Annotated in this window: 13 protein-coding genes; all 13 read left to right on the forward strand. The window is 39.7% G+C overall.

The genetic code is table 11. The features are described from left to right. Positions 1-128: 128 nt before the first annotated feature. The 13 genes from secG to rimI (B5D30_RS01610) all read left to right on the forward strand — a co-directional run bounded on the left by secG (position 129) and on the right by rimI (B5D30_RS01610) (position 12,774). A complete protein-coding gene (gene secG, locus B5D30_RS01550; protein WP_078806272.1) occupies positions 129-365 on the forward strand; it encodes a preprotein translocase subunit SecG in 237 nt (78 codons plus the stop codon). Between the two features lie 74 nt (positions 366-439). Further along, complete coding sequence (gene rnr / locus B5D30_RS01555) at positions 440-2,797, forward strand: ribonuclease R (RefSeq protein WP_144399441.1); 2,358 nt, start codon at positions 440-442, stop codon at positions 2,795-2,797. Between the two features lie 15 nt (positions 2,798-2,812). Continuing rightward, entirely contained in the window at positions 2,813-3,277 is a 465-nt protein-coding gene (gene smpB / locus B5D30_RS01560; RefSeq protein WP_078806274.1) for an SsrA-binding protein SmpB, read from the forward strand. A 169-nt stretch (positions 3,278-3,446) separates the two neighbouring features. After that, a complete protein-coding gene (rimP, locus tag B5D30_RS01565; protein WP_078806275.1) occupies positions 3,447-3,920 on the forward strand; it encodes a ribosome maturation factor RimP in 474 nt (157 codons plus the stop codon). Between the two features lie 22 nt (positions 3,921-3,942). Continuing rightward, positions 3,943-5,115, forward strand: a complete 1,173-nt coding sequence (nusA, locus tag B5D30_RS01570) for a transcription termination factor NusA (RefSeq protein WP_078806276.1) — start codon at positions 3,943-3,945, stop codon at positions 5,113-5,115. A gap of 35 nt (positions 5,116-5,150) precedes the next feature. Beyond that, positions 5,151-5,453: an RNase P modulator RnpM gene (gene rnpM, locus B5D30_RS01575; protein ID WP_078806277.1), complete on the forward strand. Its 303-nt coding sequence runs from the start codon at positions 5,151-5,153 to the stop codon at positions 5,451-5,453. Continuing rightward, positions 5,446-5,769, forward strand: a complete 324-nt coding sequence (locus tag B5D30_RS01580) for a YlxQ-related RNA-binding protein (RefSeq protein WP_078806394.1) — start codon at positions 5,446-5,448, stop codon at positions 5,767-5,769. The genes rnpM and B5D30_RS01580 overlap by 8 nt, the downstream gene beginning before the upstream one ends. After that, positions 5,762-8,524, forward strand: coding sequence for a translation initiation factor IF-2 (gene infB / locus B5D30_RS01585; protein WP_078806278.1), 2,763 nt, complete (start codon positions 5,762-5,764; stop codon positions 8,522-8,524). The genes B5D30_RS01580 and infB overlap by 8 nt, the downstream gene beginning before the upstream one ends. A 370-nt stretch (positions 8,525-8,894) precedes the next feature. Then, a complete protein-coding gene (gene rbfA, locus B5D30_RS01590) occupies positions 8,895-9,242 on the forward strand; it encodes a 30S ribosome-binding factor RbfA (protein ID WP_078806279.1) in 348 nt (115 codons plus the stop codon). 177 nt (positions 9,243-9,419) lie between these two features. Further along, a complete protein-coding gene (locus tag B5D30_RS01595) occupies positions 9,420-10,901 on the forward strand; it encodes an alanine/glycine:cation symporter family protein (RefSeq protein WP_407675487.1) in 1,482 nt (493 codons plus the stop codon). A 166-nt stretch (positions 10,902-11,067) separates the two neighbouring features. Next, entirely contained in the window at positions 11,068-11,799 is a 732-nt protein-coding gene (tsaB, locus tag B5D30_RS01600) for a tRNA (adenosine(37)-N6)-threonylcarbamoyltransferase complex dimerization subunit type 1 TsaB (RefSeq protein ID WP_078806281.1), read from the forward strand. Next, positions 11,783-12,325, forward strand: coding sequence for a ribosomal protein S18-alanine N-acetyltransferase (gene rimI, locus B5D30_RS01605; protein ID WP_078806282.1), 543 nt, complete (start codon positions 11,783-11,785; stop codon positions 12,323-12,325). The genes tsaB and rimI (B5D30_RS01605) overlap by 17 nt, the downstream gene beginning before the upstream one ends. Then, a complete protein-coding gene (rimI, locus tag B5D30_RS01610; RefSeq protein WP_078806283.1) occupies positions 12,322-12,774 on the forward strand; it encodes a ribosomal protein S18-alanine N-acetyltransferase in 453 nt (150 codons plus the stop codon). Before rimI (B5D30_RS01605) ends, rimI (B5D30_RS01610) begins: the two co-directional genes overlap by 4 nt. Positions 12,775-12,804 lie beyond the last annotated feature (30 nt).

Consider the following 12,804-nt stretch of genomic DNA (forward strand, 5'->3'; position numbering starts at 1 on the left):
TTTTCCAAAATCAAAACAGTTTCCCTCGTCAAATAGACAATTTTATGTTATGATAAAGAATGAGTGATTTGAGAATAGGCTGCTTTATGTGGACAAGTAAATGAAAAGCAGGGAAAGGATTTAAAACAGTGAAATCAATTATTTTAGGATGTTTATTAGTAATTTCAGTCATTATTGTGATTACCATTATGCTACAACCAAGCAAGCAAAATTCAGCGGCGAGTGCCTTTACAGGTGGAGCAGACCAATTATTTGGCAAACAGAAAGCTCGTGGATTCGAGGCAGTTATGCAAAGAACAACGGCGATTCTTGGAGCAATTTGGTTAATTTTAGCATTTGTATTGATGTATATTGATGCACATTAATGGCTTGGGGTTTCCCCAAGCTTTTTTAGTTATGATAGAATATAGTAAAGAAAGAATCTTTACGGAGGAAAAACGTGATAAGAAAAAAAATTAAAGAGTATTTAGAACAAGTAAATAAACGCTTGTCCATGGAAGAATTGGCACAGGCATTACAGTTGAATAAGGCGAGTGATTTTAAAGAATTGGTTCAAACGGTTGCCCAAATGGAACGTGAGGGTGTGGTGCTATTCAATAAAAAAGGCAAAATCTATTTGCCACAGCCAACGGTAACTGTTGAGGGAGTTTTCCGTGCAAATGAGCGTGGTTTTGGATTTGTGACAATTGACCCAGAAGAACCTGATGTTTTTATTGCAGGTGGCGAGACCAATTTTGCTCTTGACGGAGATGTGGTAGAAATTGACATTACCAAACCCGGCGATCCGTTTTCTGATCGAGGAGCAGAAGGGCGAGTAGTAGCTATAAAGCATCGTGCGTTAACGCAAATGGTGGGAGCTTTTCACGCTTATACCGATGAAGAAGTGCGAGAAACGGATCTTTATGGTTATATCGAACCAAAAGATAAAAAACTCTCAAAATACACTTGCTATGTAGCAGCTGAAGGGATTCGTGCAGTTGAGGGAGAAGTGGTGATTGTTGAAATTACACATTATCCAGAAAAAGCGTATTCCACAGCACTTGAGGGCATTGTCAAGAAAGTAATCGGGCATATTGATGACCCGGGAATTGATATTTTAGAGATTATCCATTCTCATGGGATTGCGATTGAATTTGATGAAGAAACGATGAAAATGGCAAATGAAATCCCTGATGAAATTGCCGAAAGTGATTTGAAAGATAGACGTGATTTACGCAGTCAAACGATTGTGACAATTGACGGAGCGGATGCAAAAGACCTTGATGATGCCGTGACGGTTTGGAAAAAAGAGAATGGCAATTATCACTTAGGTGTGCATATTGCAGATGTGAGTTACTATGTAACGGAAAATTCAGCGATTGATCTTTCGGCAAGCGACAGAGGAACGAGTGTTTACTTGACCGACCGTGTAATTCCAATGATTCCACACCGTTTGTCTAATGGGATTTGTTCACTCAATCCTAAAGTTCCACGGTTGACGATGAGTTGTGAAATGGAAATTAATGCACAAGGAGAAGTCGTAAACTACGAAATTTTTCCTTCTGTCATTCAGACAAGTGAGAGAATGACGTATGAGGCGGTCAATAAAATTATTGATGAAAAAGATGAGGAAGAATGTGCAAAATATGCCTCACTTGTGCCAATGTTTGAGGAAATGGCACATCTTCATCATATTTTGGAAGAGATGCGACAACAGCGTGGGGCGATTAATTTTGATGACCATGAGGCGAAAATTTTGGTTGATGAAAATGGAAAAGCACAAGATATTTTACTTCGATCTCGTGCAACAGGTGAGCGTTTGATTGAGTCCTTTATGTTGATTGCCAATGAAACAGTTGCTCGTCATTTTGCAGAAAATCATCTCCCGTTTATTTATCGTGTGCATGAACATCCAAAAGCGGAAAAACTAGAGCGTTTCTTTGATTTTGCAAGTGTTTTTGGTGTGGCGATTCATGGAACGGTCGACCATTTGGAGCAAATAGAATTGCAAAAAGTGTTACAAGCTGTTGCAGACAAGCCAGAAGAGGCTGTGATTAACACCATGTTGCTCCGCAGTTTGCAGCAGGCACGTTATTCTGAGTACAATTACGGTCATTATGGACTTGCGGCGGAATTTTATACGCATTTCACCAGCCCAATCAGACGTTATCCAGATTTACTTGTTCATCGCTTAATTCGTAGTTATAATGAAACGACAGAGAAGAAACGTCAGGATAAATGGAGTGCATTGTTGCCAGAAATTGCGACACATTCTAGCCAAATGGAACGCAGAGCAGTGGAGTGCGAGCGTGAAGTGGATGCGATGAAAAAAGCAGAATACATGCAGGCACATATTGGCGAAGAATTTGAAGGAATTATCTCAAACGTAGCGAAATTTGGTTTCTTTGTTGAATTGCCAAACACGATTGAGGGAATGATTCATATTTCTGCATTAAAGGATGATTATTTCAATTTTATTGAAAAGCATTTGGCACTTGTGGGTGAGCGTACAGGGCGTGTGTTCAAAATCGGTCAAAAAATCGTGGTACGTGTGGTAAAAGCTGATGTGGCAACCAGAGAAATTGATTTTGAGTTTGTATCAAGTGAAGAGGTTTCTCCTGTTGAATATCAAAATAAAACTCAAGTGAGACGTGAGGGGAAAAAGCGAAAACTCAAAGAAAAAACAAAAAAAGAAAATGCTCAATTCAAAGCATTTCATAAAAAATCAAAGAAATTTGGTAAAAATTTCCAAAAGAAAAAAGGAAAGAAAAATCAACCCTTTTATAAAAAAGTAGCGAAAAAAGGGAAGAAGAAATAAGAAGAGGTGAAAAAATTGCCAAAAGGAGAAGGAAAAGTCGTTGCCCAAAATAAAAAGGCACGTCATGATTATGAGATTTTAGATACACTTGAGGCGGGAATTGTTCTAAAAGGAACGGAAATAAAGTCCATTCGTGCAGGAAGAATTAACTTAAAAGACGGGTTTGCTCGCATACGAAATGGAGAAGTGTGGCTGTGGAATGTGCATATCTCACCATACGAACAAGGAAATATTTTCAATCACGACCCGCTTCGCACGAGAAAATTACTTTTGCACAAAAAGCAAATTGCGAAACTTATCGGCGAAGTCAAAACAAGCGGGGTCACTCTTGTGCCGTTAAAAGTGTATTTAAAAGACGGTTTTGCCAAAGTTTTGATTGGTGTAGCCAAAGGGAAAAAACAATACGACAAACGAGAAACACTCAAAAAACGTGACCAAAAACGAGAAATAGACCGAGCGTTAAAGGCGAAAAACAGATGATTTTTTTAAGTTGTTTAGAAATAAGAACCATTTCCTTGTAAAACAAAGTATTCTATGTTAAAGTAAGCATTGTAAAGATACTAAGTCGGAGTGAGCAGGTAATTCTGCTCACTCTTTTTACAGGAATATTTCGGTAGTGTATCTAGTAGAGAGCAAGGGGGTAAAAAATTTGTCTACAATTGTTGAAACAGTAACAGAGCTTGTTACGCCAATTTTAGAAGAGAAGGATTTCGAGCTTGTGGACTTGGAATATGTCAAGGAGGGAAAAAATTATTTTCTTCGAGTGTTTATTGACAAAGTAGGTGGCATTGATATTGAAGAGACGGCACTTGTGAGCGAAGCGTTGAGTGGAAAACTTGATTTGCTAGACCCTGACCCGTTCCCGCAGGCTTATTTTCTGGAGGTTTCTTCCCCCGGAGCAGAGCGTCCTTTGAAAAAAGAGGCAGATTATGAAAAAGCGATTGGAAATTACATTCACCTTTCACTTTATCAAGCTGTTGAGGGCGAAAAAGTGTACGAAGGCGATTTAATCTCGTTTACCGATACACAATTAACCTTGAAATTCAAAATAAAAACCAGAGAAAAAGAATTGACATTTGACAGAAAAAATATTGCCAAAGCACGCTTAGCGATAAAATTCTAAAACAGATTGGAGTAAAACAGCAATGTCGAAAGAAATGTTACGTGCATTAGATGCGATTGAAGAAGAAAAAGGTGTGAAAAAAGAGCTTGTTATTGAGGCTCTTGAAAAAGCACTTGTTGCAGCCTACAAGCGTTATTACGGTCAAGCTCAAAACGTTCAGGTAGCATTTAATGAGAAAAAAGGCGATTTTAAGGTTTATCAAGTAAAAGAAGTCGTCGATATGGTCTTTGATAGCCAACTAGAAATGAGTCTTGAACAGGCACATGAGTTAAATCCTCATTATGAAGTGGGCGATAAGATTAAGTTAGAGCAAACACCGAAAGATTTTGGGCGTATCGCCGCTCAAACAGCCAAGCAAGTCATTGTGCAAACTGTTCGTGAGGAAGAACGTGCAATTATTTACAATGAATACTCACAATATGAAAATGATGTCATGACAGGAACGGTTGAGCGTATGGATAATCGTTTTATCTATGTCAATCTTGGGAAAATCGAAGCGGTAATGACGAAAAAAGACCAGATTCCAACAGAAGTTTACCACCCGCATGACCGCATTAAAGTGTTTGTCTACAAGGTGAACAAAACAACGAAAGGTCCTCAAATCAATGTAAGTCGTACACATCCTGATTTATTACGTCGATTGTTTGAAGCGGAAGTGCCAGAGATTTATGACGGAACGGTAGAAATCGTAAGCATTGCACGTGAGGCGGGAGATAGAGCGAAAGTTTCAGTGAGAAGTCATGATGAAAATGTTGACCCAATTGGTACAGTCGTAGGCCCTCGTGGAAGTCGTGTGCAAGCAATTGTCAATGAACTTTCTGGTGAAAATATGGATATTGCAGCATATAGTGATGACCCGTTTGTCTACATTTCAAACGCACTTAATCCAGCAGAAGTGATTGATATTTTCTTTGAACCAGATAACAATCGTGTGGCAACAGCGTTTGTAGCTGACCACCAACTTTCTCTTGCAATCGGGAAACGTGGGCAAAATGTTCGCTTAGCAGCTCGTTTGACAGGATATAAAATTGACATTAAAAAAGAAAGCGACATGGACGACTTTTTAGTAGGTTATGACGAGCGTGTAGCAGCTTATGATGCAAAAAAAGCAACAGAAGAATTGTTTGCCGAAGAAACAACGGATGAAACAGTTTATGAAGAAGTAGCTGCTGATGATGTAGTTGAAACGGAGTAATGGATTGTTGCTTGTAAATTAAGGGGGAATGACCAATGGTAAAGCAAAGAAAAATCCCTATGAGAAAATCCGTTGTATCAGGCGAGAGTTTTCCTAAAAAAGAATTGTTACGAATTGCCCGCACGAAAGAAGGAGTGGTAAGTATTGACCCAACTGGAAAATCGGCTGGCAGAGGAGCATACATTGCCTTAGAGCCTGACGAAGTAAAATTGTCAGAGAAAAAGAAAATCCTTGATAGAGTGCTAGAAGTAGAACTTACGCAAGAATTTTATCAAGAGCTTTATGATTATGTAGTGCATCAAAAAGCACGTAAGGAATTGTTTAAGGATGATGAATAAGGAGCGTGTTCTGAATTTGTTAGGTTTGGCACAACGCAGTCGCAATTTAGTGACAGGCGAGGAGTTAGTCCTAGAGGAAATTCGGAGACAAAAGGCAAAACTAGTTTTTATAGCAAATGATGCAAGTGAAAACACGAAAAAAAAAATAACAGATAAAAGCAAGACATATGAAGTCAACTATAATCTATTCTTTTCCCACCAAGAATTAAGCAATGCGATTGGTGCGAGCAGGAAAGTCATTGCAGTAACGGACAAAGGATTTGCGAAGAGAATGATAGAACTTCTAGTCAGTGTGGAAGGTGAATTTATTGAGTAAAAAAAGAATTTATGAAATAGCAAAGGAAATGAATCAAGCGAGCAAGGATGTAGTAGAGGCTGCACATAAATTAGGAATTGACGTGAAAAGTCATTCTAGCACAGTAGACAGCTCAGAGGAAGCGAAAATCAAATCTAGCTTTTCTCCAAAACCTGCACCGAAAAAAGTAGAGCAAAAGCCTATGCGAAAGGAAGAAAAACAGTTGAATCAGCAAACAAAGCCAAAACCAGCTGCCCCTCATTCGCAAGGGAAAGAGCAGGGAGTGCGTGAAAACAGAAAACCACAAGGAGACTCTCGTCAAGGTGGTGGCGAAAAACGTAATTTTGAACGTCGTGATCGCAATCCAAACGCTCAACAAGGTGAACGTCGCAATGACGGTCAAGGTCGCACGCAACAAGGCGAACGTCGTAATGACAGACCAAGACGTGACCAACAAGGTCAAGGCGACCGCCGCACGAACCAACAAGGCGGCAATCGCCAAGGAGGCTACAATGGCAATCGTCCTCAAGGACAAGGAGGCACTCAAGGTCGTACGCAACAAGGCGAACGTCGCAATGACGGTCAAGCTCGCACACAACAAGGCGAACGTCGTAATGACAGACCAAGACGTGACCAACAAGGTCAAGGCGACCGCCGCACGAACCAACAAGGCGGCAACCGTCAAGGAGGTTACAACAGCAATCGTCCTCAAGCTCAAGGAGGCGGAGGACGTTTTAACAACAATCGTCCTCAAGGAAACGGCAATCGTCCACAAGGTGGAGGAAATGCACCACGTGAGGCACGTAAAAGTGATGTGCCAGTAGTAGAAACAAAAGACAGCCGTACCAATCGTCGTCGTGATAATCGTAGCAACGATCGCACGAATGATAAAGGCGGACGTTGGGACGACAACAGAAACAGTAACTTCAAAGGAAGAAAAGCGAAAAAAGGGAAGAAAGGTCAACACCAACAAGTGCAAAAACCTGCTCCTCCTGCACGTAAATTCCATGAATTGCCAGAGGTCTTTGTCTACTCTGACGGGATGACAGTCGCAGAAATGGCGAAGAAAATCAAACGTGAACCTGCTGAAATCGTGAAAAAACTCTTTTTAATGGGGATTATGGCAACACAAAATCAATCACTTGATAAAGATACCCTAGAATTACTTGCGATTGATTATGGCATGAAATCAGAAGAAAAAATTGAAGTGGATATTGCGGATATTGACAAATTCTTTGAACCAGAGGCAGTCGATCCAGACAAATTGACAGAGCGTCCACCAGTTGTGACGATTATGGGACACGTTGACCACGGGAAAACAACGCTTTTGGATACCTTGCGTAAATCTAGCGTAACAAGTGGCGAGGCTGGAGGAATTACTCAGCATATTGGTGCTTACCAAATCAATGTTCACGGCAAACCAATCACATTCCTTGATACACCGGGACACGCAGCGTTTACTTCAATGCGTGCGAGAGGAGCAAGTATTACGGATATTACGATTTTGGTTGTAGCTGCAGATGACGGAGTTATGCCACAAACGGTTGAGGCGATTAACCATGCCAAAGCAGCAGGTGTGCCGATTATTGTAGCGGTCAATAAAATCGACAAACCGGGAGCAAATCCAGACCGTGTAATCCAAGAGCTTTCTGAGTATGAGCTTATTCCAGAAGCATGGGGTGGAGATACGATTTTTGTTAACATCTCAGCAAAATTTGGTCAAAATATCGAAGAATTGCTTGAAAATATTTTGCTTGTAGCAGAAGTAGAAGAATTGAAAGCTGACCCTACAATGCGTGCAATTGGTACAGTTATCGAAGCACGTTTGGATAAAGGAAAAGGAACAGTTGCGACTCTTTTGGTACAACAAGGAACGCTTCGTGTGCAAGACCCTATCGTAGTTGGAGATACTTTCGGACGTGTGCGTACAATGGTGAATGATCGTGGACGTCGTGACAAGACGGCAGGACCTGCGACGCCAGTTGAAATTACAGGGTTAAACGATGTACCACAAGCAGGAGATCACTTTGTTGTCTTTGAAGATGAAAAATCAGCTCGTCAAGCAGGGGAAGAACGTGCAAAACGTGCCGTAATGGAACAACGCAAAGTGGCAAGCCATGTGTCTCTTGAAAACCTCTTTGATACATTGAAAGACGGAGAAATCAAAGACGTCAATGTAATTATCAAAGCGGATGTGCAAGGGAGTGCAGAGGCACTTTCTGCAAGTCTGCAAAAAATCGAAGTGGAAGGCGTGCGTGTGAAAATTGTTCACTCGGCAGTTGGAGCGATTAATGAAAGCGACGTAACACTTGCTGAGGCAAGTAATGCGATTATCATTGGTTTCAACACACGTCCTACACCACAAGCGAAACAGCAAGCTGAAACGGATGAAGTAGACATTCGTTTGCACCGCATTATTTACAAAGTAATCGAAGAAATCGAAGATGCGATGAAGGGAATGCTTGACCCTGAATTTGAAGAGAAAATTACAGGTGAAGCTCAAATTCGTGAAACCTTTAAAGTATCGAAAGTCGGCACGATTGGTGGATTCTACGTGATAAACGGGTATATCCAAAGAAATTCAGGCGTGCGTGTCATTCGTGACGGTGTCGTTATTTACGAAGGAAATCTTGCAAGTTTGAAACACTTCAAAGACGATGTAAAAGAAGTGAAAAAAGGCTTTGAAGGCGGACTTATGATCGAAAACTTCAATGATTTGAAAGTAGACGATGTAGTTGAAGGATTTGTTATGGAAGAAATCAAGAGAAAAGATTAATTTCTCACAAGTGACATTCGCAAGGTAAAAGGCAAAAAGCCTTGCGAATGTTTTTTCTAAGGGCACCTCTAAAAACTCCGCTTAAGACTAAATTAGCTAGTTTTTTGATTTTCGAGGAAATCGACGAAAACTATGTGGTGACAAGAAAAGCGGAGAGGTGCGTTTTGAAGTCTGCAACAGCGAACACTGTCGTTCATTTACTAGAAACGTAAGTTTCTAGCGACATTGTGAGCAGTTGCCAGACTTCTGCCCCTCGGAGCTAGACAAGGTTGAGGAGACTGACGAAGAAAATCGGAAAACTAGCAATTTAGGATAAGTGCGAGTTTTTAGAGGTACCCCTAAGCAAATAAAAATAGACAAGGAGAAGAAAATGTCAAATTTTCGTGCCTTACGTGTAGCACAAGAAATTCAACGTGAAGTAAATGATATTCTTCAAAAGCGTGTGCGTGATCCTCGCGTGAGAGAAGTCACAATTACAGACGTGCGTGTGACAGGAGATTTATCACAGGCAACAGTGTTTTATAGCGTTCTTTCAGACCTTGCAAGCGAGAGCGAAAAAGCTCAGTTAGGACTTGAAAAAGCTAAAGGCACAATCAAGCGTGAATTAGGTTTACGTTTAACGCTTTACAAAATTCCAGACTTAATCTTTGAACGTGATGAATCCGTTCAATATGGCAATAAAATTGATGAGTTGTTGAGAAATTTGAGAAAAGACTAGAGGTATCTAGCGTGAAAAGGAAATAACAGACATCCCTGTTGTTTCCTTTTTTTCATTGCACGAAAAACCGAACGAAATTTATTTTTACCAAAAACATTCAGAAAATTCATTGTTTAAATTTGCAAAACGTGGTATTATAAAAAATAAAAAATCAAAGAAAAGGTGAATGCGATGAATATTACACAATGGTTAGAATGGTTCGACGAAAAAGTCTGGGGATTGCCAATGATTTTCATTATTATTGGCTTGGGTCTGTATTTAAGCATTCGCTTAAAAGGATTACAACTTCGCCGTTTACCTTTAGCGATGCGATATATGTTGGCAAATGAGGAGGACGGTGAAGGAGAGATTTCTTCTTTTGGAGCATTATGTACTTCACTTTCCGCAACAATTGGAACAGGGAACATTGTAGGAGTGGCGACTGCGATTTGTGTCGGAGGTCCCGGTGCATTGTTTTGGATGTGGCTGGCAGCACTTGTCGGTATGTGTACGAAATTTGCAGAGGGTGTATTGGCGATAAAATATCGTGTGTTTACTGAAAACGGCAAAGCACTTGGTGGTCCATTTTATTACATTCAAAAAGGAATGGGTGAAAAATATAAATGGCTAGCCAAATTATTTGCATTCTTCGCTTGTTTAGCAGGATTGCTCGGAATTGGAACGATTACACAAATTACAGGGATTACAACAGGTTTCCAAGGATTGTTTGACAAAGAATTGACGTATTCTTTTGATTTATTTGGAATGAAAACAGGTTGGATTACTGTTATTGTAGGACTTGTCGTTACAGCAAGTGTAGCATTTGTTTTGATTGGCGGAGTAAAAAGAATTGCCTCAGTATCTGAAAAAATGATTCCAGCTATGGTGGTAATGTATATCGCTTTATGTCTATTTGTAATACTTTTCAATATAAAAGCTATCCCAAGTGCGTTTGCAGAAATCTTTTCTTCTGCATTTGGTTTAAAAGCGACAACAGGTGGAGCGATAGGAGCGATGTTTGTTGCAATGCAAAAAGGTGTGGCACGTGGGATTTTCTCTAACGAGGCAGGACTCGGTTCAGCACCGATTGCAGCAGCAGCAGCGAAAACGAATGAACCCGTGCGTCAAGGTCTTGTGTCAATGACAGCAGTTTTCATTGATACGATTATTGTCTGCACCATGACAGGACTTTCAATTGTATTGACAGGAGCATGGAAAGTAGAAGGACTTCAAGGGTCAGCAGTGACCATTTATGCTTTTCAAAATGCTTTGCCAATCAATCACGTGTTAGCAGGATTCCTTTTAATTCTTTGCTTGGCACTTTTCGCTTATTCTACGATTCTTGGGTGGAATTATTACGCTGAGCGTTGTTTGGCATATTTGACAAATAATAACGAAAAAGCATCGAAAATTTTCCGTTATTGCTGGATTGCCGCCGTTTTTGTCGGTCCCTATCTTACGGTAAGTCAAGTTTGGACATTGGCAGATATATTTAACGGACTCATGGCATTTCCAAACTTGCTTGCTCTAGCAGTATTAAGTCCTGTTGTCATTATGGAAAGTAAATCATTCTTCAACCGCTTGTCGCATGACGGCTTTAACACAATTGTCGAGCCTAAAGTGGACGAAGTAAATGATATTGAAATTTCCACACCTCTTGAAGAAGGTGCGATTGATTAGTTAAGGGCACCTCTGAAATTTGAAAAGAGCTAAAGAGAATCGGCGAACGGTTGATTTTCTTTAGTTTTTTTGTATGAAAGCATAGTTTTCTTAAAAACTACTGCTTTTCCCAATTTTTTTTGGTAAAATAGAGATTAAGAACATACATTTTAGAAAAAGGTGCATTATGAAAATTTTGTCAATGGATACAAGCAATCAATCTTTGAGCGTTGCTCTGTGGGAAGACGGTCACGTGTTGGCTGAGAGTATATTGAATATCAAGAAAAATCACAGTCTTACGCTTATGCCAGAAATTGACCGTCTCTTGCAGTCGGTTGGCTGGGTACCGAAAGATTTGACACGTATTGTCACGTCAGTAGGCCCGGGAAGTTATACAGGTATACGGATTGCAGTAACGACAGCAAAAACACTTGCCTATGCGTTAAATATTGAACTTGTAGGGGTTTCAACACTAGAAGTTTTAGCGTGCAATGTGCTGAGCATTCACGGACTGGCAATCCCAATGATTGATGCTCGAAGGAACAACGTTTATGTTGGAGTTTTCAACACAGACGGTATAAATGTTCTGCAACCAATGGAAGATAGACATATTTCCGTCGAACAATTTTTGAATGAATTAGCCAAATGGGGAAATGAACAATTGTACTTTTTAGGGGATAGTTTCCGATTTAAAGAGGAAATTTTAGCACATTTTCCTCATGCAGAAATAATGGAAGATGAGTATCAAAATATTCCTCATGCAGCGATTTTGGCGAAACTTGGGGCAGAAAAAACTCCAAGTGATGTGCATAACTTTTTGCCAAATTATTTGAAACGTGTTGAGGCAGAGGAGAAATGGCTAGAGAAAAACGGACAGAAAGGGACGTTTGAGGACGAAAATTATGTGGAGAAAATTTAAATCTTTCTTTCCAATCCAATTTTCAAAGGAGACAATTTTTACGAAACAAATACGTGAGTTTAAACATCTTACTTGCACGATTCGCAAGGCAGAACATGGAGATATTCGCTCAATGCTTGCGGTAGAGCGGAGTGTTTATGACGGTGATGTTCCTTGGACACATTCAGCATTTGCTTTTGAAATGAAAAATCGTCTTCCGCATTTATATTTAGTTGTGGAGCATGAAGAAAAAGTAATTGCGTTTATCGGTTGTCGAATAAAAAATAAGGATGCCCATATCACGAATTTGGCAGTAGAGCGGGAATTTCAAGGCAAGGGGATTGCAACTTTTCTTTTAAACGAGATGAAACGTTTTGCCAAACGAAGTCATGCGAGTCAAATGAGCTTGGAAGTTCGTTTTGAAAACAAGCACGCACAGATGATTTATCGAAAATTTGGTTTTGAATCACAAAAAATAATGAAAAATTATTACGAAAGTCAAGAAGATGGCTTGGTAATGGTTTATCCATTGGAGAATTTGTCATGATTATCTCACTTGATGAAAGCAATTTGACAAAAGAATTTCTTGCTGAAAAAATATATAATTTAGCCAACGAAAGTTTTGCTACGGCATCGCCTTACACAAAGGAACAATTTTTGCACAGTTTTAAATATGAAACCTACCTTTTATATATGGATAAAGAGGAGATTCTAGGTTTTTTGAGCTATACAAAAGTGCTGGACGAGGCAGAAGTTGTCAATATTGCTGTTTTAAATCAAGCAAAATCCAAAGGAATTGGCAAGCAATTATTACACGTTTTATATAATGAACTAAAAAATGAACAAGCCGTCTTATTATTTTTGGAAGTGCGAGAAAGCAACGAAATCGCTCGTGTTTTTTATGAAAAAGAAGGGTTTATAAAAATATCTGAGCGAAAAAATTATTACCATTCTCCAGTAGAAAACGCAATCGTGATGCAGAAAAAATTGCTATAAATCCCAAAAAAAATTTTTAATTAAACAAAG

Origin of the sequence: Pilibacter termitis (assembly GCF_900167335.1) — a bacterium.
Classification (GTDB): domain Bacteria; phylum Bacillota; class Bacilli; order Lactobacillales; family Streptococcaceae; genus Pilibacter; species Pilibacter termitis.